Source organism: Paramagnetospirillum marisnigri, assembly GCF_001650715.1.
GTDB lineage: Bacteria > Pseudomonadota > Alphaproteobacteria > Rhodospirillales > Magnetospirillaceae > Phaeospirillum > Phaeospirillum marisnigri.
The window spans coordinates 70,601-95,569 of record NZ_LWQT01000131.1 but is presented as its reverse complement, the minus strand read 5'-3'; the positions used below and the strand labels follow the sequence as shown (position 1 = coordinate 95,569).

24 protein-coding genes, 1 other RNA gene and 1 pseudogene are annotated in these 24,969 nt (G+C 64.5%); 14 read left to right on the top strand and 12 right to left on the bottom strand.

Annotated elements, in window-relative coordinates; genetic code table 11:
* Positions 1-29 precede the first annotated feature (29 nt).
* From ssrA to A6A04_RS21080, 6 genes are all read left to right on the top strand, one after another.
* Positions 30-350: a transfer-messenger RNA gene (gene ssrA / locus A6A04_RS21105) on the top strand.
* Positions 351-378: 28 nt separating this feature from the next.
* Positions 379-867, top strand: a complete 489-nt coding sequence (locus tag A6A04_RS21100) for an SspB family protein (protein WP_068495992.1) — start codon at positions 379-381, stop codon at positions 865-867.
* 120 nt (positions 868-987) lie between these two features.
* The gene (locus tag A6A04_RS21095) at positions 988-2,604 is read left to right on the top strand and encodes a fumarate hydratase (RefSeq protein WP_068495991.1); all 1,617 of its coding nucleotides are present in this window, start codon (positions 988-990) and stop codon (positions 2,602-2,604) included.
* 180 nt (positions 2,605-2,784) lie between these two features.
* Positions 2,785-2,994, top strand: a complete 210-nt coding sequence (locus tag A6A04_RS21090) for an addiction module protein (protein WP_068495990.1) — start codon at positions 2,785-2,787, stop codon at positions 2,992-2,994.
* A complete protein-coding gene (locus A6A04_RS21085) occupies positions 2,994-3,287 on the top strand; it encodes a type II toxin-antitoxin system RelE/ParE family toxin (protein WP_068495989.1) in 294 nt (97 codons plus the stop codon). Before A6A04_RS21090 ends, A6A04_RS21085 begins: the two co-directional genes overlap by 1 nt.
* Positions 3,288-3,647 (top strand): TfoX/Sxy family protein, encoded by a 360-nt coding sequence (locus A6A04_RS21080; protein WP_068495988.1) that lies wholly within the window; start codon positions 3,288-3,290, stop codon positions 3,645-3,647. It begins immediately after the preceding gene.
* Positions 3,648-3,668: 21 nt separating this feature from the next.
* Here A6A04_RS21080 and A6A04_RS21075 read toward each other — a convergent pair whose 3' ends face one another.
* Together A6A04_RS21075 and prfB are read right to left on the bottom strand one after the other, a co-directional pair.
* Entirely contained in the window at positions 3,669-4,745 is a 1,077-nt protein-coding gene (locus A6A04_RS21075; protein ID WP_068495987.1) for a Tim44 domain-containing protein, read from the bottom strand.
* Positions 4,746-4,840: 95 nt separating this feature from the next.
* Entirely contained in the window at positions 4,841-5,953 is a 1,113-nt protein-coding gene (gene prfB, locus A6A04_RS21070) for a peptide chain release factor 2 (protein WP_068495986.1), read from the bottom strand.
* Between the two features lie 82 nt (positions 5,954-6,035).
* Between prfB and A6A04_RS23555 the strand changes: the two are divergent.
* Together A6A04_RS23555 and A6A04_RS23330 are read left to right on the top strand one after the other, a co-directional pair.
* Positions 6,036-6,173 (top strand): annotated as a pseudogene (locus A6A04_RS23555) (FMN-binding negative transcriptional regulator); the annotation flags it as partial.
* 88 nt (positions 6,174-6,261) lie between these two features.
* The gene (locus tag A6A04_RS23330; RefSeq protein ID WP_245651335.1) at positions 6,262-6,678 is read left to right on the top strand and encodes an FMN-binding negative transcriptional regulator; all 417 of its coding nucleotides are present in this window, start codon (positions 6,262-6,264) and stop codon (positions 6,676-6,678) included.
* A gap of 52 nt (positions 6,679-6,730) precedes the next feature.
* Here A6A04_RS23330 and A6A04_RS21060 read toward each other — a convergent pair whose 3' ends face one another.
* Together A6A04_RS21060 and A6A04_RS21055 are read right to left on the bottom strand one after the other, a co-directional pair.
* The gene (locus A6A04_RS21060; protein WP_068495985.1) at positions 6,731-8,026 is read right to left on the bottom strand and encodes an HD-GYP domain-containing protein; all 1,296 of its coding nucleotides are present in this window, start codon (positions 8,024-8,026) and stop codon (positions 6,731-6,733) included.
* Positions 8,023-8,673 carry a hypothetical protein gene (locus tag A6A04_RS21055; protein WP_068495984.1) on the bottom strand — a complete coding sequence of 217 codons (651 nt, stop codon included), beginning with the start codon at positions 8,671-8,673 and terminating at the stop codon, positions 8,023-8,025. The genes A6A04_RS21060 and A6A04_RS21055 overlap by 4 nt, the downstream gene beginning before the upstream one ends.
* Before the next feature lie 166 nt (positions 8,674-8,839).
* Here A6A04_RS21055 and A6A04_RS21050 point away from each other — a divergent pair, with 166 nt between their 5' ends.
* Positions 8,840-10,030 (top strand): MFS transporter, encoded by a 1,191-nt coding sequence (locus A6A04_RS21050; protein WP_082915128.1) that lies wholly within the window; start codon positions 8,840-8,842, stop codon positions 10,028-10,030.
* Positions 10,031-10,037: 7 nt separating this feature from the next.
* On the opposite strand, the gene A6A04_RS21045 is transcribed toward A6A04_RS21050, so the two are convergent.
* Entirely contained in the window at positions 10,038-12,569 is a 2,532-nt protein-coding gene (locus A6A04_RS21045) for an EAL domain-containing protein (RefSeq protein WP_156612731.1), read from the bottom strand.
* 242 nt (positions 12,570-12,811) lie between these two features.
* Here A6A04_RS21045 and A6A04_RS21040 point away from each other — a divergent pair, with 242 nt between their 5' ends.
* Positions 12,812-13,606 carry a response regulator gene (locus A6A04_RS21040; protein WP_068495981.1) on the top strand — a complete coding sequence of 265 codons (795 nt, stop codon included), beginning with the start codon at positions 12,812-12,814 and terminating at the stop codon, positions 13,604-13,606.
* Positions 13,607-13,613: 7 nt separating this feature from the next.
* Here the strand turns inward: A6A04_RS21040 and A6A04_RS21035 are convergent, their stop codons facing one another.
* From A6A04_RS21035 to A6A04_RS21020, 4 genes are all read right to left on the bottom strand, one after another.
* Positions 13,614-14,063 (bottom strand): DUF983 domain-containing protein, encoded by a 450-nt coding sequence (locus tag A6A04_RS21035; protein ID WP_082915116.1) that lies wholly within the window; start codon positions 14,061-14,063, stop codon positions 13,614-13,616.
* A gap of 76 nt (positions 14,064-14,139) precedes the next feature.
* Positions 14,140-16,047 carry a sensor histidine kinase gene (locus A6A04_RS21030; RefSeq protein WP_172822835.1) on the bottom strand — a complete coding sequence of 636 codons (1,908 nt, stop codon included), beginning with the start codon at positions 16,045-16,047 and terminating at the stop codon, positions 14,140-14,142.
* Between the two features lie 172 nt (positions 16,048-16,219).
* Positions 16,220-16,921 (bottom strand): TetR/AcrR family transcriptional regulator, encoded by a 702-nt coding sequence (locus A6A04_RS21025; RefSeq protein ID WP_082915114.1) that lies wholly within the window; start codon positions 16,919-16,921, stop codon positions 16,220-16,222.
* Between the two features lie 66 nt (positions 16,922-16,987).
* Positions 16,988-17,443 (bottom strand): SRPBCC family protein, encoded by a 456-nt coding sequence (locus A6A04_RS21020; protein WP_068495978.1) that lies wholly within the window; start codon positions 17,441-17,443, stop codon positions 16,988-16,990.
* Positions 17,444-18,176: 733 nt separating this feature from the next.
* Here A6A04_RS21020 and rpoH point away from each other — a divergent pair.
* Entirely contained in the window at positions 18,177-19,043 is an 867-nt protein-coding gene (gene rpoH, locus A6A04_RS21015) for an RNA polymerase sigma factor RpoH (RefSeq protein WP_068495977.1), read from the top strand.
* Here rpoH and A6A04_RS21010 read toward each other — a convergent pair.
* The 3 genes from A6A04_RS21010 to A6A04_RS21000 form a co-directional block, all read right to left on the bottom strand.
* Positions 19,033-21,207 carry a PAS domain S-box protein gene (locus A6A04_RS21010; protein WP_068495976.1) on the bottom strand — a complete coding sequence of 725 codons (2,175 nt, stop codon included), beginning with the start codon at positions 21,205-21,207 and terminating at the stop codon, positions 19,033-19,035. The two genes, rpoH and A6A04_RS21010, sit on opposite strands and share 11 nt — an antisense overlap.
* 204 nt (positions 21,208-21,411) lie before the next feature.
* Complete coding sequence (locus tag A6A04_RS21005) at positions 21,412-22,206, bottom strand: hypothetical protein (RefSeq protein ID WP_245651334.1); 795 nt, start codon at positions 22,204-22,206, stop codon at positions 21,412-21,414.
* Positions 22,207-22,438: 232 nt separating this feature from the next.
* Positions 22,439-22,774: a rhodanese-like domain-containing protein gene (locus A6A04_RS21000; RefSeq protein WP_068495974.1), complete on the bottom strand. Its 336-nt coding sequence runs from the start codon at positions 22,772-22,774 to the stop codon at positions 22,439-22,441.
* A gap of 176 nt (positions 22,775-22,950) precedes the next feature.
* Here A6A04_RS21000 and A6A04_RS20995 point away from each other — a divergent pair, with 176 nt between their 5' ends.
* From A6A04_RS20995 to fabI, 3 genes are all read left to right on the top strand, one after another.
* Positions 22,951-23,439 (top strand): hypothetical protein, encoded by a 489-nt coding sequence (locus A6A04_RS20995; protein WP_068495973.1) that lies wholly within the window; start codon positions 22,951-22,953, stop codon positions 23,437-23,439.
* Between the two features lie 70 nt (positions 23,440-23,509).
* The gene (locus A6A04_RS20990) at positions 23,510-23,947 is read left to right on the top strand and encodes a CBS domain-containing protein (protein ID WP_068495972.1); all 438 of its coding nucleotides are present in this window, start codon (positions 23,510-23,512) and stop codon (positions 23,945-23,947) included.
* Between the two features lie 105 nt (positions 23,948-24,052).
* A complete protein-coding gene (fabI, locus tag A6A04_RS20985) occupies positions 24,053-24,871 on the top strand; it encodes an enoyl-ACP reductase FabI (RefSeq protein WP_068495971.1) in 819 nt (272 codons plus the stop codon).
* Positions 24,872-24,969 lie beyond the last annotated feature (98 nt).

The window sequence follows — 24,969 nt, the reverse complement described above, 5'->3', positions numbered from 1 at the left end:
AGCAGGACTCGCATCCGCGAGTCATGACAAGGCTGGCGCTTCCCGAAACGCGCCCTTATATTGGTCGGGCCGGGCAACCGGCTATGACGCTAAACGCCGTGTGGAATAGACGTTACGGACCCGGGGGCGGTACCCGGCGCCTCCACCAGACTTCTTTCCGGTCATCGCGACCGGAATCCCTGGGGGCGAAACAGGATCGACGTGCGCAGTAAAGGCATGGTTTGCGTTCGGCATGATACCACCGTTATCGGGTCAACCCTAACAAGTGCCAACGACAACGTTGAACTTGCCGCTGCGGCTTAACCCGTAAGCGCGGTCCGGGGGGCACCGGGCAACAGAAGCCCCCCACTTATTTTGCCATGGGATGGATTGGGCCAAATGCCGGTGGAAGAACTGCGATACGACAAGATGGTGGAAGAGGCCCTGCGCAGCGTGGTCCGCGACGCGTTGGACTTCGCCGCCCTGCACGGACTTCCCGGCGACCATCACTTCTATGTGACCTTCCGCACCCATTTCCCCGGTGTCGCCATTCCCGACCACCTGACGGCGCGTCATCCCGACGAGATGACCATCGTGCTGCAGCACCAGTTCTGGGATCTGAACGTGGAAGACGAGGGCTTCGGCGTCACCTTGTCCTTCTCGGGCAAGTCCGAACGCCTGATCATCCCCTTTGCCGCCGTCACCGGCTTCGCCGACCCTTCCGCCAAGTTCGGGCTGCAGTTCCAGGCGGTCCCCTTCGACGAGGACGAGATCGACGAAGACCCGGGAATGGAAGCCCTGACCCCGCCCGAACCCACCGAGCCGCCCAGGGATGGCGGCGGCGACAACGGCAAGGTGGTGGCGCTGGACAAGTTCCGCAAGAAGTAGCGGCTTCGCCCCTTCCACCCTTGACGCGCCCCCGAAAAAGGTGTTTGACCAGGAGCCGTCGGCCACCCTCGAACGGGTGGGACGGCACCACCCATCCCCCTTGCGTCGAGGCCGCCTGCCATGACCGATTTCACCTTCCACGAGATCTTCCCGCTGTCGCATGACGACACCCCCTATCGCAAGATCACCAGCGATGGGATCGGCACCGCGTCGCTGGGCGGCAAGACGGTGGTGACGGTGGAGCCCGAGGCCATCACGCGCCTGACCGTCGAGGCCATCAAGGACACCTCGCACCTGCTGCGTCCCGGCCATCTCCAGCAGTTGCGCAATATCCTCGACGACGCCGAGGCCTCGCCCAACGACCGCTTCGTCGCCTATGACCTGCTGAAGAACGCCTGCATCGCGTCCGGCGGCGTGCTGCCCATGTGCCAGGATACCGGCACCGCCATCGTCATGGGCAAGAAGGGCCAGCAGGTCTGGACCGGCGGCAATGACGAGGCCGCCATCTCCAAGGGCGTGCAGCAGGCCTATACCGACCTCAATCTGCGCTATTCCCAGACCGCCCCCCTGGACATGTACGAAGAGGTCAACACCGGCACCAACCTGCCGGCCCAGATCGACCTCTATGCCACCGAGGGCGACGCCTACAAGTTCATGTTCATGGCCAAGGGCGGCGGCTCGGCCAACAAGACCTTCTTGTACCAGCAGACCAAGGCCCTGCTGAACCCCACCGCCCTGTTGAAGTTCCTTGATGCCCAGATCAGGACGCTGGGCACCTCGGCCTGCCCGCCCTATCACCTAGCCATCGTCATCGGCGGCCTGTCGGCCGAGATGGCGCTGAAGACGGTGAAGCTGGCCTCGGCCCGCTATCTCGACAGCTTGCCCACCTCGGGCAACAAATACGGCCAGGCCTTCCGCGACGTGGAACTGGAGCAGGTGGTGCTCAAGATGACCCAGGACATGGGCATCGGCGCCCAGTTCGGCGGCAAGTATTTCTGCCATGACGTCCGCGTCATCCGCCTGCCCCGCCACGGCGCCTCGTGCCCGGTGGCCATCGGCGTGTCGTGTTCCGCCGACCGCCAGATCCTGGGCAAGATCACCAAGGACGGCGTCTATGTGGAAGCCATGGAGAAGGACCCGGCCAAGTATCTGCCCGATATCGATCCGTCCAAGCTGGCGGGCGAGGTGGTCAAGATCGACCTCAACCAGCCCATGGACCAGATCAGGAAGACCCTGTCGCAATACCCGATCAAGACCCGCGTCTCGCTCAGCGGCCCCATGATCGTGGCCCGCGACATCGCCCATGCCAAGCTGAAGGAACGCCTGGACCGGGGCGAGGGCCTGCCCGAATACTTCAAGCAGATGGGCGTCTACTACGCCGGTCCGGCCAAGACACCCTCCAACTTCGCCTCGGGCTCGTTCGGCCCCACCACCGCCGGACGCATGGACTCCTATGTGGAGCAGTTCCAGGCGGCGGGTGGCTCCATGGTGATGATCGCCAAGGGCAACCGCTCCAAGGCCGTCACCGACGCCTGCAAGAAGCATGGCGGCTTCTATCTGGGCTCCATCGGCGGCGCCGCCGCCCGCCTCGCCCAGGACTGCATCAAGAAGGTCGAGGTCATCGAATACCCCGAACTGGGCATGGAAGCCATTTGGCGCATCGAGGTCGTCGATTTCCCCGCCTTCATCGTGGTCGACGACAAGGGCAACGACTTTTTTGCGGAGTTCGCGCATTGAGGTTTCGGGCGGCGACCTATTCGCTTCCGCGAATGGGCTGCCGCCCATGCCCGCCTGGAGCGATGCTCCAGACCACCGTCTTTCCACCAATCCCATTTCCGGGAGATCGGGGTGGCTCGACAAACCCACGCGGCATTGTCATGCTGTCACGGTGAGGCTCAACAGCCATCGGATACGCCCATGCCCACCCTCGCCTTCGAACACCTCAGCGCTGAGCAGCGGTTAGCCCTGATCGGAGAATTGTGGGAAAGCCTTGAGTCACCGGCTGTTCCGGTCACCCCGGCACAACAGGCGGAACTGGACCGAAGGCTCGAAAGCGTCGAACAGGACCTTGCCCAGGCCGTGCCGTGGGAGGCCTTCCGCGCGGACCTTTCCAAGCGCCTGACCTGATGCCCGAGGTCGTGTTCGGCCCCGCCGCCAGGGTCGAAATTGCCGAAGCCGCAGCGTGGTACGAAGCCCGCCGCGCGGGATTGGGTGAAGCCTTCGTCGCCGAAATCGACCATATCGTCGGACGCATGAAAAGCAATTCTCGGCAATTTCCCGTGCTCCATAGGGGGATAAGACGCGCTTTGCTGCGGCACTTTCCCTATGGGCTGTTTTTTCTGATTCACCCCGATGTCATCCATGTTCTGGCCTGCTTCCATTCAAGCCGTGATCCGCGCGGCTGGCGGGAGCGTGGCTGAATGACCCGCGAACTGGCCGACCATGTCTGCGATCTGCTGTCACCGTTGGGGCCGGTGGTGGCCAAGTCCATGTTCGGCGGCTTCGGCATTTACCTCGACGGGCGGATGTTCGCCCTGATCGCCTTCGAGACCCTGTATCTCAAGGCCGACGACCACAACCGTCCCATGTTCGAGGAAGCGGGCTCGGCGCCGTTCAAGCCGTGGGAGCACAAACCCATGACCATGCCCTATTGGGAGGTCCCGGCCGATGTGATGGACGAGCCCGAGGAGCTGTGCCGCTGGGGCCGCGCCGCCTTCGACGCCGCCCTTCGCGCCCGCACGCAAAAGAGACGGCCCGCGACGAAACGCCGCGGGCCGTGATCGTTTCCCGGTAATGCGGGATCAGACCTGTTCCACCGCCGACAGCAGCCAGCGGCCGCCCTGGGCCGAGCGCACGAAGGTCCAGGCCTCGGTATGCTGCACCGGCACGGAGGGGCTGCCGCCCACCACCTGGCCGTTATCCATGCGCACCATGGTGTCGATGCACTGGAAGGTCAGCACGGCGGTCAGGTAGTCGAAGCCGTTCTCGCTCCAGCTCTGGCTGACATCGCCCTTGAGCAAGGCCACCTGCTCCACCTTGTTGATCAGGCCCTCGCTGGCGTTGCGGCTCATATCCTCGGACAGGAACGACACCACTTCGGGGGTAGCCCAGCGGCGCAGGCCCGCCAGATCGCCATCGCTCCACGCCTTCTGAACGCCTTGCAGGATTTCGGTGAAGGCCTGCTGGTCATCGGCGCTGGGCTGGAATTCCTGCTCGATGCGGGGCTGAAGCTGGGCTTGGGGCTGCGGCGCATAGCCGGTCAGCGCCGGTTCCACATGCTGATCCGGAGCCGCTCGCATATAGGGATTGCCCACGGCCGGACCCGCCGCCTGCGAGCGACTGCGGAACAGCCGCACCGCCAGATAGACCAGGCCGCCGATCAGCAACAGCTGCAGCAGCAGGCCCAGCATGCCGGCGCCGGGGGCGGACTCGCCCGCCGCCGCCAGGGCCGGGGAATGGCCGAAGATCATGCCGCCGATACCGGCGCCCACCAGGCCACCGGCCAGACCGGCCATGAAGGGGTTGCGCTGGAAGAAACCGGGCTGGGCGGCGGGGGCCATGGCGGCTCCGGCCATGCCGGGACGGCCAAGCTGCGACTGCGGCGCCAGCGGCGCGGCATCCACATTGCCGGGGCGGGGCGCCGTCGAGGGCGCGGGCGGCGGCCCGGCCGGGCGCTGCACGCCCGAGGGCGCGCCCAGGGTGCCCATGGTGGGGGGCGTCAGGCTGCGTTCCATGGGGGCGTCATGGGTGCGCGAGCCCTTGGAGCCAAAGCTGCCGCCGCTTGACTTGGAGCCGCTGCCGGCCTTGGCCAGCGCATCGCCCATGCCCGCGACCGCCAGGATGAGGGCGACCAATGCCGTGAAGACTATCCGCTTCATGTCCGTCCTTCATGACGAGAGTGTGCAACCACCGTAAGGTATAGGTCGCTTCCGGCGAAATGCAAATGAACAAGCGGGGAAAAAGGCCGGCGGCCTCAGTCGGCGACCTCGCCCTTGATGCGGCTGGCCAGGGATGCCGCCATGAAGCGATCCAGGTCGCCGTCCAGCACGCCCTGGGTATCCGAGGTTTCCACATTGGTGCGCAGGTCCTTGACCATCTGGTAGGGCTGCAGCACGTAGGATCGGATCTGGTGGCCCCAGCCGATATCGGTCTTCTGGTCTTCCAGCGCCTGGGCGGCGGCCTCGCGCTTTTGCAGCTCGGCCTCGTACATGCGGGCGCGCAGCATGTCCCAGGCCCGGGCCCGGTTCTGGTGCTGCGAGCGTTCCATCTGGCAGGCGGCGACGATGCCGGTGGGAATATGGGTGATGCGCACCGCCGAATCGGTCTTGTTGATGTGCTGGCCACCGGCGCCGGAGGCGCGATAGGTGTCGATGCGGCAGTCGCTTTCATTGATCTGGATGTCGATGGTGTCGTCGATCACCGGATAGACCCAGGCCGAGGAAAAACTGGTGTGCCGGCGCGCGGCGCTGTCATAGGGCGAAATGCGCACCAGGCGGTGGACGCCGCTTTCGGTCTTCAGCCAGCCATAGGCGTTGTGGCCGAGGATGCGCACGGTCGCCGACTTGATGCCCGCCTGCTCGCCCTCGCTCTGTTCCAGCCATTCCACCTTGTAGCCGTGCTGCTCGGCCCAGCGGGTATACATGCGCAGCAGCATCTGGGCCCAGTCCTGGGATTCGGTGCCGCCCGCCCCGGCATTGATTTCCAGGTAGCAGTCGTTGTGGTCGGCCTCGCCGGACAGCAAGGTCTCCAGCTCCATCTTGGCCATGCGGTCCTTGAGGGTGCGAATCTGGCTTTCGGCGTCGTCCACCACCGACTGGTCGCCCTCGGCCTCGCCCAGCTCGATCAGTTCCAGCAGGTCGGAGAGGTCGCGCTCGGCGCCACGCACCCCGGAGATGGAGGTATCCAGCTCGGTGCGTTCGCGCATGATCTTCTGCGCCTCGGCGGCGTCGTTCCACAGGTCCGGGTTCTCGGCGGCCGCGTTCAGCTCGTCCAGGCGCATCTGCGCGGCATCCCAGTCGAGATGACGCTTCAGAAGCGCGACGGAGCGCTGAATGTCGGAGGCCAGCGCCTCGATTTCGGCGCGCATGAGCATTCCCCTTGTGTTTGCGGACGGGTCTTTTTAAGGAAGTCGACCGGCCAAGGCAACCCTGTCGGAATCGGAGGCCCCCATGTATCTCCCCAGCCACTTCAGGCAAGACGACCTGCCAATCCTGCACGACGCCATGGAAGCCGCCGGTCTGGCCATCTTGGTCACCGCGGGCGAGGACGGCATGGAGGCCACTCATCTGCCGCTGTTGCTGGACCGGACCAGGGGCGAGCACGGCAGCCTGACCGGCCATCTGGCCCGCGCCAATCCCCCAGTGGCGGGCACTGGCGCAAGCGGCAAGCGCGCTGGTGATCTTCCCCGGCCCCGACGCCTATGTGTCTCCGTCCTGGTACGCCACCAAGGCCGAAACCGGCAAGGTAGTGCCCACCTGGAACTATGTGGCGGTCCATGCCAGCGGCCCGGTGACGGTGTTCGACGACGCCGACCGGCTGCGCGCGGTGGTCGCGGGCCTCACCGCCCGTCACGAGCGGGGCCGGTCCCCGCCCTGGGCGGTGGAGGATGCCCCCGCCGATTTTATCGCCGCCCAGTTGGGGGGCATCGTCGGCTTCGAGATGACCATCGCCAGACTGGAGGGCAAGTGGAAGCTGAGCCAGAACCGCAACATCGCCGACCGCCAGGGCGTGGCCGAGGGGCTGCGCCGCGACGGCCATGCCGACATGGCGGCCCTGGTGGAGGGGGCTCAGACCGGCGCTGGCTCGACGTGATGTGTCATCCCGACGACCTTCGTCCCGATCAGGCGTGCCAGAATCGGCAACATCACCCCTCCAGCGAGTCCTCGAAATAATGGACCGCCAGATGCCTTAGGGTGTGGTCGAGGCCGATATCCTCGCGGCCGCCGTATTCCCGGTACAGGTCCTCGGCCATGGCGAAGAACGGGTCCAGCAAGGCGGGGTCGAAATGGCTGCCCCGCCCGGCGGCCATGATGGCGGTGGCCAGGGAGACCGACAGCGGCTCCTTATAGGGACGGCGCGAGGTCAGGGCGTCGAACACGTCGGCGATGGCGAATACTCGGGCGGTGACGGGAATCGCCTCGCCCGCCAGGCCATGGTCATAGCCACTGCCATCGAACTTCTCGTGGTGGTGGCCGACCACGTCGGCGGCGTCATGCAGCCATTCGAACCGCCGCACGATATCGAGTCCGTGGGCCACATGGGTCTTCATGATCTCGAATTCCACGTCATCCAGCTTGCCCGGCTTGAGCAAGATGGAATCGGGAATGGCCAGCTTGCCCACGTCATGCAGGAAAGCCCCCTTGATCAGGCTGCGGATCACCGGCCTCGGCAGTCCCACCGCCTGGGCCAGCTTCAGGGCATAAAGGGTGACCCGGTAATTGTGGCTGTTGGTGTCGCTGTCGCGCTTGGCGATGGCATTACCCAGCATCTCGATGGCGCCCACATTGGCCGCCAGCAATGCCCGAGCCCCATGCACCAGTTTGCGATTGAGCTGAAGAATGACGGGATAGAGCAGGCCAGAGGCCGCCAACACCGCCAGCATCACCAGGATCGTGCTGCGCAGCCCGGCATGGCGTGCCTCGGCGATGCGCTTGGGAGCGATGTGATAGATACCCTCGAAATAACCCAGCGGCGCGATGCCGTCCGGCCCTGTCAGTCCGGTCACGACCTGGAGATAGACCTTGCCATTGAGCCGATGGGCGAAGTACCAGCTTTCCCCCGGAGACGGGAAGACATGCCGGGATCGGTCGATGGCCTGTTCCACCTCGGTGGCGCCAGGGGCAAGGGCCTCGGCCAGCGGAGCATGGTCAAGACCATAGATTTCGGCGCCGATGAAATGGTTCCACGCCGTCGCGTGCTCGGCCAGGAAGGCCTTGAGGGCGTGCTGCGCCTGGGGGGAGGTGGCGGTGTCCAGCCGTGGCGGAAGCAGGGACGACAGGCTGGCCGCCTGGGCCACCGCCTCGTCGACGAAATCCTCCTCGATCCGCTCGATCTCGTGCCAGTAGACCAGCCCCCCCAGCACGACGGCGATGATCACCCCGCCCAGTCCAAGCCGCCACGCCAATTGACGCTTCAGTGATTGCCCCAGGACAACGGTCATGTGCGTTTCTTCGTGCCAAGATCTGGCAAAAAGCCCGGCATGCTTTTGGGATCCGCCGCCGACTTGGCCGGAGCGGAAGCGGAAACCGGGGCAGCGACAGCGGCGGGCGGCCGGGCGGTGGCAGCCGCCAGCAGCGTCGGGTCGGCGGCGGCCTCGGTCGGTGCCACGCTGCCCCCCGCCAAGGCGGCGGCGGCGGCATCCACGGCGGCGGCAACCCCGCCATTCTGTTCCAACTGCTTGAGATCGCGGCGCAAGGAACCGATCTTGCCGTCAAGCTTGGTGATGTTTTCCCGGTCGCTCTCGATGGCCTTGACCCATTCGTCGCGTTCCTTGCGCACGATCTGGTCCAACTCGTCGATGCGCTTGATCAGCGGCTCGCCCAGCCCCTCGAATTTCCGGGCGTTGTCGACCTCCAGGGCCGACTTGATCTTCTCGATCTCCTCCAGCAGGTCGCGCTTGATCCAGCGGCTCTTCTTGTCGAGGTCCTCGGCCATCTTGCCGAGCTTTTCCTCGATATCGGCGTTGATCTGGACCTTCAGCTCGTAGGCGTTCTTGACCAGTCCGGCCATGTACATCATCAGACCGCCGCCCACCACCAGGATGATGCCGGCAGCGACACTGATGATGAGAACCGATGACGTGCTCATGCGGATAGGCCGTTCGAGTGCATTGAAGGATCATGAAACCATGCCAATGTCGTTGAAAGCCCTTTGCGATGCAAGGCCGCACGGTATTCCAGCCTACTGCCGCGTTGCAAAATTCACGGCGATGCCGTCATTGTGCTCCGACCACCTCCCTGCCGGTTCCATGCCCATGCCCGCCTCCGCTATTTCCCATCGTTCCGCACAGGCATCCCTGGCCTTCTCCTGCGCGGGCCATGCCTATGCCCATATCTTCGAGCCCATCTTCTTCATTTGCGCCCTGGTCTTGCCCGCCGAGATGGGCCTGACCTACGAGGAGGTTCTGGCGCTGATCGTGGCAGGCAAGCTGCTGTACGGCCTGATGGCGCCGCTGGCGGGCTGGCTGGGCGACCGCTGGAGCACGGTGGGCATGATGAGCGTCTTTTTTCTCGGCCTGGGCGCGGCGGCGGTGGGAGTCGGCTTCGCCCAGGGGCCATGGATGCTGGCTTGCGCCCTGGGCCTGATGGGCCTGTTCGGCTCCATCTACCACCCGGTTGGCATTGCCTGGCTGATCCGCAACGCCGAGGACAAGGGCAAGGCCATCGGCCTGAACGGAGTGTTCGGCGGCATCGGCCCCGCTTTGGCCGGTCTGGTGGCGGGTGGACTGATCGAGGTCTCGGGCTGGCGGGCCGCCTTCGTGGTTCCCGGCGTGGTGGTGTTCGCCACCGGACTGCTGTTCCTGGTGATGCTGCGCCTGGGCGTGGTGGTGGAGACCAAGGCCGACCGCCGCCCCGAGCCGGTGGCCAGCAAGGATGACACCATCCGCGCCGGTATCGTGCTGTCGATCACCATGCTGTGCGCCGGCCTGATCTATCAGGCGACCCAGCCCGCCCTGCCCAAGGTCTTCGCCGAGCGGCTGAGCGACACGGGCATCTGGGCGGCGGCGGGCGGCGTCACCGTGGTCTACCTGCTGGCCGGGTTGACCCAGGTCCTGGCCGGGCATCTGGCCGACCGGATCAGCCCCAAGCGCATCTATATGGTGGTGGCGGCGGTGCAAGTGCCGTTGCTGCTGGCGGTGGCCCATGCCTCGGGCCTGGGGCTGGTGGCGGTGGCGGTGCTGGCGGTCAGTTTCAACATGGCGGCCATACCGGCCGAGAACATGCTGCTGGCCCGCTATACCCCGGCCAAGTGGCGGGGCACCGCCTTCGGGCTGAAATTCGTGCTGTCCTTCGGCGTCTCCGGCCTGGGGGTGCCGCTGGTCTCGGTGATACGCGGCGCCACCGGCGGCTTCGAGGCGCTGTTCATCCTGCTGGCGGCCTCGGCGGCGGTGGTGGCGGTGGTGGCATCGCGGCTGCCCGCCGAACGCCCCGTCCCGGCGGAATAGCCCCGCCCTATTCCTGGGCCTCGGGCAGCAGGTCGCGATCGAACAGGCTGATCAGATCCTCGCCCGAGACCGGGCGGCTGATGAGGAAGCCCTGGACCTCGTCGCAGCCCTTGGACTGCAGGAAGGCCGCCTGGGCCGGTGTCTCCACACCCTCGGCGATGGCCTTGAGCTTGAGATTGTGGGCCAGGCTGATGATGGTCGAGACGATCTCGGCGCCTTCCTCGGTGACCTTGTCCTCTTCATCGAAGATGTCGTTGACGAAGGAGCGATCCACCTTCAGCGCGTCGATGGGCATGCGCTTCAGATAGCTGAGCGAGGAATAGCCGGTACCGAAATCGTCGATGGAGATGCGCACGCCCATGGCGCGCAGTTCCTTCAGCACCACCACCACCTCGTCCACCCGCTGCATCAGCACGGTCTCGGTCAGTTCCAGTTCCAGGAAATGGGGCGGCAGGCCGGTGTCGCGCAGCGCGCGCGCCACCACGTCGGGAACCTTGGTCTCGCGGAACTGCAGTGCCGAGACGTTGACGGCGATGCGCACCGGCGGCAGGCCGAGGTCGTGCCAGTGCTTGCACTGCTTGCAGGCCTCGCGCAGCACCCATTCGCCGATATCGGAAATGACGCCCATGTCCTCGGCCAGGGGAATGAACACGGCGGGCGACACCAGCCCCATCTCGGGATGGTTCCAGCGCACCAGCGCCTCGACGCCGGACATGCGGCCGGTGTCCATGTCCACCTTGACCTGATAGACCAGCTTGAACTCGCCCCGCGTCACCGCGTGGCGCAGGCTGGCCTCCATGGTCAGGCGCTCGAACGAGCGCGCGTTCATGGCGGGCGTATACATCTGGTAGCTGTTGCGCCCCAGATCCTTGGCCCGGTACATGGCGGTATCGGCGTTCTTGATCAGGGTCTCCACCGTTTCGCCGTCCTCGGGATAGACGCCGATGCCGATGGAGGTGGTGATGTAGAGTTCGTGATCGTCGATGATGAAGGGCTGCTTGACCTGGCCGATGACGCGTTCGGCCAGCTTGGCGGCATCCTCCAGATGCTCGATCTCGGGCAGCAGGATGGTGAACTCGTCGCCGCCGAGGCGCGCCACCGTATCGCCTTCCCGCACCGAATGGGACAACCGGGCGGCGGTCTCCACCAGCACCTGATCGCCGACCCCGTGGCCCAGGGAATCGTTGATGCGCTTGAACAGGTCCAGGTCGAGGAACATGATCGCCATCAAATGGCCGTGGCGATGGGCATTGGCGATGGCCAGCTGCAGACGGTCCAGGAACAGGCGCCGGTTGGGCAGCCCGGTGAGGACGTCGAAATAGGCCAGGTTCTTGATCCGCTCCTCGGTCTTCTTGCGCTCGGTGATGTCGCTGAAGATGGCGGCGTACTGGCTGACCGAACCGTCCTCGTCGCGGATGACGTTGATGGTCAGCCATTCCGGATAGATCTCGCCGTTCTTGCGGCGGTTCCATATCTCGCCCTGCCAGTAATCCTGCTTGTCCAGGGTCTGGTACATATGGGTGTAGAAGGCATCGTCATGGCGCCCGGACTTCAGGATCGACGGCGTCTTGCCGATGATCTCTTCCGGGGCGTAGCCGGTCATGTGGGTGAAGGCCGGATTGACGAATTCCACCCGGTTGTGGGAATCCAGGATCATGATTCCGTCCAGCGAGGCCTCGATCACCTTGTGGGCGAGGTTGAGGTCCTTGCGCGAGCGCAGCAGCGCCTCGTCGCGTTCGCGCAGCGCCTCGTCCAGGCGATGGACATATTCATATTGCAAGGTCGACAGGATGTCGGAGAACGACAGCAGCCCCAGCAACTGGCCGGCGTCATCCACCACGCCCACATGCCGGATGCCCTTTTCTTCCAGCAGATTGCGGGTACCCAGCAGCGAATCGTCGTGGCGCACCGAGATCAGCGGCCGCGAGGCGATGGACCCGACCGTGGCGGGAATGCCCTTGCGACCGGCGATCAGGCGCAACACATCGCGCTCGGTGACGATGCCGTGGCTGTCGGAATCCGCGCCCAGGACCACGGCGGCGTCGGTCCTGGCGGAGCGCAGTTGGGCGATGGCGTTCCTGAGGTCGGTATCGGCGGGAATGGTGACCATGGGCCGGTTGATGGCCGAGCGCACGGTGCGCAGCACCAGGAAGTGCTCGACACCATGGCGCAGGATGACATCGCTCTGGCTGACGATACCGATGGCGACACCGGCATCGTCCACCACCACGAAATGCCGGACCCCTTCCAACTGGAATCGCATACCGGCGTCGCCCAGGGTGGTCGTGCCGGAAATGGTCTTGATGGGGGTGCTCATGACCGACGCAATCGGCTTCGTAAACGCGTCGGGGCTGCCCAGGTCCACCGCCAGGGCGTCGCGCTCGGTCCAGATGCCCATCGGGCGGCCGTCGGCGACGATCACGATGGACGAGCAGCGCTTCTCCGCCATGATGGTGGCGGCTTCAAGGATGGGCGTATCGGGGGCGCAACTCAGCAGCTCGCGCCGAAGGATGCGTTCAACCAATTGGTCGGGGGGCACGGGACGTTCCACCTTCAATCAAGCCTCGAGGCATATGGATATATTGTCATCAAGGAAAGCCCGATCCCCATCTGGCCGTTCCAGTCTTACTGAACTTGCCGTTGCGTGCAACTATCGTTCAATCAACCGGCCCCCAAAATAACACTTAGGGCATGGTCTAAAGCGTTGGAGATACGTCGGGTGGTCGATTACACTGCTGCTGGGTGTTCGGGACCTCTTGATGGAAGAGCGAGTCCGATCTGATGTCTGAAACCGGAAACGGCCACCACAGCAAGTCCGCTCAGGAAGTGGTGGACCAGCTTCGCCAGGAATTCATCGAGGAGATGACCGAGACCCTGCAGGGTCTGGACGTCGCCTTCGACGCCGCCCGTAACGGTCATCGCGATCTGGGGGAAGTGGCGACCGAATGCCGCCGCGCCGCGGTGCTGATCCGGGGGCAGGCGGCCAATTTCGCATTGCATCGGCTGGCCACCGTCGCCCACCGGCTGGATGAATACCTGGCCAACACCCCCAAAGTGGCCCCGCCCCGGCTGTGGGACGATATCCAGGGCTATTTCGATCTGCTGGGGCGGCTGACCCAAGGCAGTGCCGACGCCGAGGCTGACCCCGCCAGCCTGGTGCGGAAACTGCCCGCCAAGCTCGGTTTCGACCTGGGCGACATCGAGATCCGCAATGTCGAGGTCTTGCTGGTGATGCCGCCGGGGGCCCAGACCCGCTTCGTCGAACGGGAATTGCAGCAATGCGGCTACCGGGTCTCCATGGTCCCGGACTCGGTGCAGGCCTTTGGCATGGTGGTGCAGACCAAGCCCGATCTGGTGATCATTTCGGCGGTGATGCCCGCCCTGGAAGGCATCGACCTCGCCATGGCCCTGTCGGCCATGCCGTCGACGCGCAATATCCCGCTGGCGGTAATCACCAGCCTGGACAAGGACGACGACAGCCTGAAGCTGCTACCCAAGCGCATTCCCGTGCTGTTCAAGGGCGCCAGTTTCGCCGACGACCTGTTCAAGGCCCTGGACAACCTGTTCCTGATCTGAAGCCGTCTCAGCCGTGGTGCTCGGGGTCGCCCTGGACCTCGGCACCATCGAGCCCCAATACCCACATCCAGGCCAGCACCCCCCCCTTGACCCGGGGCAGCAGTCGCCAGATCAGGACGGCCATGCCCACCCCACCCACCGCCATCATGGGGACCAGGGGCGGATGCCAAAGCTGCTCGGCCAGCAGGGCCAAGGGCACCACCACATGGCCCGCGATCAGCATGGTGAAATAGGCGGGGCCGTCATCGGCGCGGATATGCCCCAGTGACTGGCCGCAGTGGGAACAGACCTGCCGAATCCGCAGATACCCCTCCATCGAGTCACCGACACCACAGCGGGGACAGCGACGTCTCAGGCCGCGCAGCACCGCCGTCGCCATCCGCCGCCAGCGTAGGCCGGGCGGCTCGGTGGGCATTGGCGCCGGACTGCAGACTGGAACACGAAGGCGATGCTGCATGGCGGTTTCCGCGAATGGCTATCATTCTGACTCATAGGTGGGGCCGGCCACCAGAGATTGCCAGGACTTTCTCGGCTCACACCGGCCGCGTCTCCGGCACCGGATCATCGGTCACCACCGGAAGGCACAGCCGGAACAAGGCGCCGCCGCCCGGCCGGGGATGGGCATCAACCGTGCCGCCATGCAGGTCGGCGATGATGCGGACCAGGTGAAGGCCCAGGCCGCTTCCCGGAATGGTCGCGCTGGCAACGCCGCGGTAGTGCTTTTCGAAGATGTGGCGGACATCGCCGGGGGCAATTCCCGGGCCGCGATCGGCGACGGTGAAGACAACCTGCTGGCGGTCGGCGCTTGCCGTCAGGTCCACCGGCGATTCGGCGGCACCGTGTCTCCGGGCATTGTCCACCAGGGCGTCGAGCGCGATGCCCAACAGGTCCGCGTCCGCCACGATGACCGCGGGCAGGTCGGTGACGTCCACCATCAGATCGGGATAGCGCGGATCGCGGTGCCGATCGGCCACCGCCGCCACCAACTCGGCCGGATTCATCGGGCGCGGACGCAAGGCGGGCGTGATGTCGCGATCCGTCGCCAGGCAGGTATCCACCAGCGCCACCAATCGACGAACCGCCCGACGGATGGTGTCATGCCGGGTGGTGATATCCGGCTGACCCGGCGGCGTCCGCAATTCCAGCATCTGCACCGCGCTGTCGATCACCGCCAGCGGCGTCTTGAATTCGTGGGTGGCCATATCGACAAAGGTGCGCAACCGCTGGCGCGCCATCTGCTCGCTGGCCAGCGCCAGTTCCGCCAGGCTGCGCTCGCGCTGGAGCCGCCGCAGACGATAGGCCAGGGCAATACTGAGAATGGCGATATGGATCATGATGGCGGCCACATCCATGCCGCGCCCCAGATCGGCGGGAACCTTCCCCGGCCACAAGGCGGCACCAATCTCGGCCGCCCAGACCAGCACCACGGGCAGGAAGGCGCAGAGATAGAATTTCATCAGGATATCCCGGGGATCGCGCCGCACCAGCAACACCGCCAATACGATGCTGGCGAGACTGGCCGCCAGCATCGCCACCTGAGCGGGCCTGACGAGCAGCGGGAACAGCGGCGTATCGGTGACCAGGACCGACACCGCCACCAGCCCCCCCACCACGCCATAGATCCGGTGCATGACCGGAAAGGTCCGGCGCAGGTCGAGGATGCGATCCCACATCAGGATGAAGGCCGCCATGCCTCCCATCAGGCCTATGCCGGTCAACAGGTTTCCCAGTCCGGCCCCCGCCCAGGGAAACAGCAAGGCGGCCATGCCGGTGTGGGACAGGCCCCGGCTGACGATGGTGGCCACATACAGGCAATAGGCCAGCATGGCGCCGTCGCGCAGCCACAGCCCGAAGAGGGCGTAGACCACCACGAGCATGGCCAACACGCCAAAATGCAAACCGAAGAGTGCCGACTGGCGGGCCTCTTGGAAGACCAGGGCGCCGGGTCGCCACAGTTCGGCCGCCTCGAAGCGGATCTTGTCCGAGGCCAGCCGCAGATAGATGGTCGTCGGCTCCTCGCCTGACAGGTCCAGGGATGCGGCATGGCGACGGGCGGCCATGGGCAGGTCGCGGCTGGGAATGGCGCGTCCCAGGCGGATTTCGGCGAAGCCCCCCGGGCGGGGCACATAGACGCGGACATCCTCCATGTCCGGCTCGCCGAAGGCCAGCACCCATTCCGATGGAGCGGCGGCGGAGCGTGCCACGGTAAAGCGATACCAGACGGTTCCCGAAGCGATGCCGGGACGGCTTTGGGGATCAAGATCGACGAAATCGGCGCGAAGGGCCGCCTGTTCGACAGTCAGCCGACCATCGGCATCGGCCAGCATCGACAGATGGCCATCAAGCGACACCACCGGCTGTCCATCAGCGTCCAAGCGCAGCATGTCAGCGGCACTCGCCGCCCCCCCCCAACAGACCAGCAGCGCCAGAAGCAGAGCCAATGCCCCCTGGACTGGAGACCGGCCGCCTCGCCCGCGACGGCCCGACGCCATGTTCATACCCTCCCCCTTGCCGCCACATTCCATCAGGGAAGGTAACATTCCATGGCAAATGCTCACAATCATGCCTGGAACGCCGAGCCCCATATCAAGCGGCGAGGCCGGCAAACGGTCCTTACCGTGCGGCGATGTCGCGGAAGGCGTCGGGAATTCCGGCCATGCTGCTGCGCACCAACTGGCGAATCACCAGATCCATGTCGTCCGGCGTCTGGGTGCGAAAGACCCAGCGCCGCAGCCCGACATAGGCGATGGCGCCATGCAGTCCGGCGGCCAGCTCGATTTCGTAGGGCGAGATGTCGGCATCGCGCTCCACCCCGGCCGCGGCGCGGATTTCACGGCACAGCGGCAAGAACAGGTTCTCGCGCACATGGGCCATGTAGCGACTGGCGATGGACTCGTCCTTCAGCCCGGCGAACATGAACAGCCGCACCCGCTCATAGCTGAAATTGGCCTTGGTGTAACTGAGATAGAACTGCTCGACCCGGTCGACCAAGGGCACCGAACGATCGGTCAGCGCATCGCGCCAGTCATTGTCCCACCCCCCCAGGAACACCTCGCGATAGACGCGCTCGATCAGGGCATCCTTGTCGGGGAAATACCGGTACAGCAAAGGCTGGGTGACGCCCAGGCGCTGGGCCAGGGCGCGGGTTTGCCCCTCGAATCCAACCTCGGCGAAAAACTTGATGGCCTCGTCGACGATGAGCTTCTCACGCTGCTGCCGCGGCAGTCGGCGACGGGCCTTTTCCGGCCCCGCCCCATCCGAGCCGAATCCCCCGGCGGAGTGTCCCAAGCTTTGGAGATTGTGAAGAGCGTCCATGACGAGGCCCCTGCTCAAACATGCTGTGACTTTTTGTGGCTGAGTATTATTGGATCAATGGACAACTTAGGCGCAATCGGGTTGGCACCCGAGACTGCCGATAAATCTCTTAAAAAACTCGGCGGCGGTTTTCGACGCGAATCCGTGAAGAAGGCGGCCCCCCACCGAGGCCAGCCGACCGCCGATCTGCCCCTCGGCCTTCCATTGCAACATGGTATCACCGTCTTGGTCGATCAAGGTCACCCGGGCACTGCCGCCGACAAAGCCGGCGACACCCCCCTGGCCCTGACCTTTCAGGGTATAGGCTTCGGCCTCGATCACGTCCTCCAGCGCCAGGGTTCCGGAAAAGCGGGCGGCCAGAACGCCGATGCGGACGGCTATGGTGGCGGCGTATCGGCCCGGAGCGGTGCTTTCCAGCGTCTCGCAGCCCGGAATGCAGGCCACCAGCACGGCCGGGTCGTTGAGGGCGCGCCAGACCTCATGACGGGGGGCCGGAATCAGGTGCTCGCCGTCGAAATCCATCCCTTATCTCCCGATTGAGCGGCCACCATAACACGCCACCGCCCAGGCCGAGGCCCCAAAGCAACAACCCCGCCCTGGCGGCAATCCAGGGCGGGGTTCGTGACCCCCAACCGCCCGGGGGAGCGAGCGATCGGCGGGGGACTTGATGTTCGTTCGGCCCGTTCGATCAATTGGGTGGCCGAGGGAGTAGGATCATCATCGGACCAAATCCTTGGATTTGGATTCGCTGGGTTGGAATGGCTGCCATGCGGACTCCGCCTAGCACTACTTTGGCACTTTAGGCTCCGCAGCATCCGCAAGGAGCCTAAAGTGCCAAAGTAGTGCTAGTGTCCCGATTCTGAAATTCGCAGCATCCAATTCAAGCTCCTTTCGAATTTCAGAATCGATCTGGACACCAGTAACTTATTGTTTCTAGTGTGGTTTGCGAATTCGAAGTTCCTAATGTCGGGTGCGGAGAAATGATAGGAACTTCGAATTCACCACACTAGGAACCGGTGCGACGCTTGATTCCCACCGATGGTGTTGGCATAATGTTCGAAGTCGGGGCCCAGCCTGGGACCGACCGATTGAGGCTTTCGGGACGCTGCCCCTTGGCGGGTTCCGAGTCATGTTGCTCGAACGGAGGATATGACGATGTTCATTCTTTGGCACAAGGCCGACTAGCGAACTGTCCAGCTTCGAACGACGCCCTCCTCATGGGAGGTGGGTGGTGGCTCAACTGGGGAGATTGATCATGTCGGCAGCAGCCCTTCCCGTCCTCGGCGGTGACGACGGACTTACCAAATATCTTCGTGACATCCGCGCCTTTCCCATCCTCGACATCGAGGAGGAATTCATGCTGGCGCGGCGATGGATCGAGTACCAGGATACCGAGGCGGCCCACAAACTGGTCACCAGCCATCTGCGGCTGGTCGCCAAGATCGCCATCGGCTATCGCCATTACGGCCTGCCCGTGGCCGACCTGATTTCCGAAGGCAATATCGGCCTGATGCGGGCGGTCAAGAAATTCGACCCCGAGCGCGGCTTCCGCCTGGCCACCTACGCCATGTGGTGGATCAAGGCGTCGCTGAATGAATTCGTGCTGAATTCGTGGTCCATGGTCAAGATCGGCACCCTGGCGGCGCAGAAGAAGCTGTTCTTCAACCTGCGGCGGATCAAGTCGCGGCTTCGCCTGCTGGACTCCGGCGACCTCGCCCCGGCGGATGTCACCACCATCGCCCGCGAACTCCATGTGGAGGAAAGCGACGTGGTGGCCATGAACCGGCGCATGGCGGGACGTGATGCCTCGCTGAACCTGCGGGTCGGCGAGGGCGGCACCGAGATCCAGGATCTGCTGCCCGACGATGCCGATAGCCAGGAAGCGGTCTATGCCCGGCGCGAAGAACTGCACAAGGGCCGTGGCCTGATCGCCAAGGCGATGGAAAGCCTGACCGAACGCGAGCGGGAGATTTTTATGGAGCGCAGGCTGCGCGACACTCCGCCGACCCTTGAGGAACTGGGCGAACGCTACGGTGTTTCGCGCGAGCGCATCCGCCAGATCGAGGTCAAGGCCTTCGACAAGGTCCGTGATCTGGTTCAGGCGGGTTTCGTCAACGGATGACGCAACTGGCGGGCAGGGTGACGGTAACCGTCGTCCCCTGCCCCAAGGCGCTTTCCACCTCGAACCGCCCCCCCAGGGATTCCGCCAGATGGCGGCTGAGCGGCAGGCCAAGGCCGGTGCCTTCGTATTTGCGCGCCAGACGGCTGTCCACCTGACCGAACAACGACAGCGCCTTGGCGACGCCGTCCTCATCCATGCCGATGCCGTTATCGCTGACCGAGAAACTGACGCCGCCATCCAGGGTGCGGCCCACCCGCAGCGACACCCAGCCACCATCCGGGGTGAACTTGACGGAATTGCCCAACAGATTGATCAGGATCTGCTTCATCCGCCGGGCATCGGTCATGATGCAGGCGGGGGCCGAGGACAGATCGAGCCCCAGTTGCAGGTTGCGCTTCTCGGCACGGACCTGGATCAACCGCTCGGCGGACTCCACCAGCACCGCCACCTCGATCTCGTCGAAATGCAGGGTCAGCTTGCCCGCCTCCACCGCCGAGATATCCAGGATGTCGTTGATGATGGCCAGCAGATGCGAGCCGGATTCGTAGATGCTGGCGGCGTAGTCGCGATAACGCGGCGAACACTCGCCTTCCTGGGAGTGCATGGTGATCATCTCTGAAAAGCCGAGAATGGCGTTCAGCGGCGTGCGCAGTTCATGACTCATGGTCGCCAGGAAATCCGACTTTGCCTTAGTGGCTTCGTCGGCCAGTCGCTTGGCGTTGCGCAACTCCATCTCGGTGCGGGTGCGTTCGGTGACGTCGATCAGCACGCCGATATGCCCCTGCGCCCCCTCGCCCGGCTTATGGAAGCGGATCTTGGTGACCAGGACCCGGCGCTCCTCGTCGGCGGCGGGCAACGTCGCCTCGTAGATGATCTCGTTCTGCTGATCGTCGCGATCACCGGCGGCCATGCGCTCGGCGGCCTCGGGCGGCAGGATGTCGTGCCACTTGCACCCCAGCACCTCGTCGGAATTCAGGCCGAAAAACCGCAGAAGCGCCGAATTGATCCGCTGGATGGCACCATCCATGTCCACGAAGAAGATGGGCAGCGGCAAGGTGTTGATCAGCTTTTCCAGGAACTCCCGCTCGTGCTGCAGGGCATCCTGGGCGCGTTTGCGGTCGGTGATGTCACGGATGACACCCACCGTGCCCACATAGTTGCGCTGCTGCTCGTTGCCTTCGCCATAGAGGCCGGAACTGCTGATTTCCACCACCAGCGGCGAATTGCCCAGGGCCTTGACCTCGCCATGCTCGGCGGTCATGCCCGACTTGGTCCGCAGACGCACTTCCAGCCCGGCGGTCATGCGCCGCCCCGAACGGCGTTCGTCGAACAGCTTGGGCGGCTCGGGCGGCAACGGGCCGTCACGCTTGGCCACCGCCGCTTCCCAACTGACCGAGGGTAACTCGGCGGGAACGATGATCTCGCTGAAATGGGTGCCGATCAGTTCACCCCGGTGATAGCCGAGCCGCTCGATGGCGCTGTTGAGGAAGCTGAAGCGGCCATCGGAATCCAGGCGATAGACGATATCGGGAACGGTCTCGACCAAGGAGCGGAACCGCTCCTCCGACATCTTCAGGCTGTCCAGGCTGGTCGCCAGCTTGGCGTTGATATCATTCAATTCGCGCTGCTTCTGTTCCAGGATCTTCTTTTGCGCCAGCGAATGCTCGTAGGTGGACAGGAACATGTCCAGGATGTGCTTGCGGCTGGCGGTGATGACGTGACGCTGGTCGCCCAGCACGAAATCGATGGCCTCGGCTTCCTCCTCGGGCGAGGGCGGGGATGCCTCGGCGCTGCGGGCCAGCAGGGCCTGGATCTTCCGCAGCAGGAAGCCTTCCTCGTAGGGCTTGGTGATATAGCCATCGGCCCTGGCTTCCAGACCATGAATGATGTCGTCGGGATTGGACAGGTCGGTCAGCAGCAGGATGGGGATGTGGCGCAGTTGCGGGTTGGCCTTGGCCCGGCTGCAAAACTCGAAGCCCCCCATGATCGGCATGGTGATGTCGCTGACCACCAGATCCGGATGGTGCGCCAGCGCCATGTCCAGCGCCTGCTGCCCGTTGCCCGCGATGGAAGCGCGATATCCGTTTTCCGACAGCAGATATTCCAGGCTGAAGGCCTGGGTCATACTGTCCTCGACGATCAGGATATGCCGCACATCACCCACGGCAAGCGACAGTCATATCAAAGCCAATCCACTCTACATCCAAAACGGCGCATTGAATTATCCTAAGGAATAAGAGCGTCGTTCAAGGATGATATGATGAAACAAAAGCACTTGCCCGATGATGGCCGATGCTCTGCTTCCTTTCAATGACAGAGTGGAAATTATGTCTGCACCGACGTAAATGGAACTATTCCACCATCACCATCAGCTTCCCCCCCAGGGCTGGATGGGAACCAGCCTCAGACCCGCGGGCAACTTGGCTCGCGACAGATCCATATCTTGGGGCGTGACCGGAATACGCACCGATCCCGCCGCCAGCGGTAAGTCGATCACCCGGCCACCCAGGGCGTCATCGGTGAAGGACACCAGGCGGGTGGCGGTGATCGTGGCGCGCAATGTATTGGCCCGGAAGGTGTCATCGGCCACCAGCACCACCCGGCGCAGCACCCGCCCAGGGGCGGCATAGCTGATCACGGCGACACCACGGGCGGTAAACTCGTCCTCGGCCACCGCCACGGCGGCCATGCGGCGGAGCTCGGGCTCGAAGACGAACTGCAGCAGCGGCAGGTCGGCATCGAACAGCCGGGCACCATCAGACAGGGAATAGGCGGTCTTGCGTCCGGCGCGCTCGGTCCAGAACAGGCTGTCGTCACCGAGATAGGCCGCATTGGCCGGGGAGCGGATGGTGTAGGCGGTGCCCTTGCGGAAGTCGCTGGGACCTGCCATGGGCCAGGCGTCCAGCACCGCCTGTCCCTCGCCATCCTCGCCAAGCCGCACCTGCAGCCGGGCCAGTATGCGGCGCGGGCGCGGCTCGCCCACCAGGGGCACGCTGAGGATACTGAAATTCGTGTTGTTCATGGTGGTGACGTAGCGTCCGCTTTCGTCACGGATGGAAAAGCCCGATGCCCCCGTCATGGCGACGGCGTCGCCCCCCCTGGCGGCCACCAGCTTCATGACCAGCGCCGCCCCCGCCATGATCGGCAGGTTGAACAGAGTCACCAATATCGCAATGATGATTCCGGCGACAAACGGCCACGTACTGCGCATTCCCATTCCCCAAGCACGGCGGCTTGCACCCCGATGCCGGCCACCTTACGCCGCTGCCCGCGCCGCCGCAACCCGTGCGCCGCAAACAAGAACCGCCTCCCCGAGGGAAGGCGGCGTGAAGTCGAGAGAGAGGAAAAAGACGGGCCGTATGGAACCCGTCGGAAAATCGGCGGATGAAGCGGGATCAGCCCTGCTCAACCACCGGCAGGCCGGCATCGCGCCAGGCATTGAGACCGCCCTTCAGGTGGATGGCCCAACCCTGGCCCGAAGCCATCAGCTTGCGGGCCACGGCGGCGGAACGCACCCCACCCAGGCAGGAAATGATCACCTTGCGCCCGGGAAAGCTGGGCCAGGTCTCAAGCTCGAAATCGCTCATGGGGGATAGAACCGCACCGTCGATATGAGCCTCGGCGAACTCGTCATCCTCGCGGACATCCACCAGCACGGCCTCGCCCGCGTCCAGCATGGCCTTGACGGTATGGGGCTCCAACTCGATCAGGCCGACTTCCGAAGCGCTCATGTCCGGTTCTCCAGGAAACGAAACAACATCACGGGGACCGGTATACCGCACCACAAACCACAATTCAACACAAAAATACCACCATAATTGATTTTATGAATTTAATTACATTTTTTATAGTGTTGTATATGGCGTCGTTGACGGCACGAGGCCGCCGCCCTTACTCTCCGTCTCCCATGCGCATCCTGCTGACCATCGTGATCCTGGCCATATCAGGCCTTGCCGCTCCTGGCGCCGCCCTGGCGCAGGATTACGGCCGTCTCGTGGCCCAGGTGGCACTGCAGCCCCTGCCCGAGGGGGAAACTCCCGATATCGACGCATTGCTGAAGACCCATTGGCGGGCCTATTACAACGGCGGCGGTCAGTTCGGCTTTTTCCGCGATCAGGTCAGGGCCGGACGTATCGACCTCAACGAGGACGGCCGCACCGAACTGTTCCTTCTAATCGACGCCCCGGCCTGGGCCTCGGCCAAGGGCCAGCCCATGGTGGTGGCGCAATGGACCTCCAAGGGCTGGGCTCCCATCGGCTGGGGCTTTGGTGAAGCCGATGGGGTGTTTGTCACATCCTCGCGCCTGGGGGGCTGGGCCACCATCGAGACGCCGTCGCAGTGGTTCCGCTGGAATGGCGCCAGCTATCAGCCCCTGGACCGCCCGCAGAGGCGTTGACCCGCCGCGCATTGATGCCGACATCGCCGATCCCCATATGGGTGGAAAGCCAACCGGGGGAGGAACCATCATGCCCAATCGCCTGATCCGCGACGTCATCAAGTCCCAGACCATCCTGACCCTGCCACCCACCGCCACCGTCCGCCAAGCCACCCGCGAGATGAAATCCCGCCATGTGGGCGCGGTCATGATCACCGATGATGCCGGTCGTCTTTCGGGAATATTCACCGAGCGCGATGCCCTGTTCCGCGTCCTGGCCGAAGCTCGGGACCCCGACGCCACCCCGCTGTCCTCGGTGATGACACCCGCCCCCGCCGCCGTCTCCCCGGACCGGAAGCTGGGCCATGCCCTGCACCTGATGCACGATGGGGGCTTCCGCCACATGCCGGTGGTGGAGGCGGGCATTCCGGTGGGAATGGTCTCCATCCGCGACGCGCTCGGCAAGGAACTGTCCAGCTTCGAGCGGGAAGTGGCCGCCAAGGAGGACCTGAGCGAGATTCTGGGCTGACGCCTAACACCTTTGCCCTGCTCCCTGATTGGTGTATGTAGGTCCCCTGGGTAGGCCCCCCGGGGGGCGACCGCAGCCATTCACCCAATCAGATGAGGACCCCGCATGACCGCTCCCGCTCCCCTGATGGCCGGCAAGAGAGGCCTTGTCATGGGCGTCGCCAATGATCGTTCCATCGCCTGGGGCATTGCCCAGGCGGCGCGCGCCCAGGGTGCCGAACTCGCCTTCACCTATCAGGGCGAGGCGCTGGAAAAGCGCGTGCGTCCGCTGGCGCAAAGCGTCGGTTCCAATCTGGTCCTGCCCTGCGACGTCTCCGACGAGGCGTCCATCGACGCGGTGTTCGCCGCCATCGAGAAGGAATGGGGCAAGCTGGATTTCGTGGTCCATGCCATCGGCTATTCCGACAAGAACGAGCTGCGCGGCCGCTATGCCGACACCTCGTTGCAGAACTTCCTGACCTCCATGCACATCTCGGTGTTCTCGTTCACCTCGGTGGCGCGCCGGGCTTCGGCCCTGATGAGCGATGGCGGCTCGCTGCTGACGCTGACCTATTACGGCGCCGAGCGGGTGATGCCCCATTACAACGTCATGGGCGTCTGCAAGGCGGCGCTGGAAGCAAGCGTGCGCTATCTCGCCGTCGACCTGGGCGGCCAGAACATCCGCGTCAACGGCCTGTCGGCCGGTCCCATCAAGACCCTGGCGGCATCGGGCATCGGCGATTTCCGCTATATCCTGAAGTGGAACGAGTATAACAGCCCCTTGAAGCGCAACGTCACCCTGGAAGACATCGGCGGCGCCGGTCTCTACCTGCTGTCCGACCTGTCGTCGGGCGTGTCGGGCGAAACCCACCACGTCGACTGCGGCTATCACGTTGTCGGCATGAAGGCGGTGGACGCCCCCGACATCACCGTCGCGAAGGACTGATCCAACTTTCCTGTCATCCCGAGCGAAGTCGAGGGATCTCCGCCTGCTCCAGCAGAACCAGTTCTGAAAGGCCGTTGCCAGGACGAGATCCCTCCTTC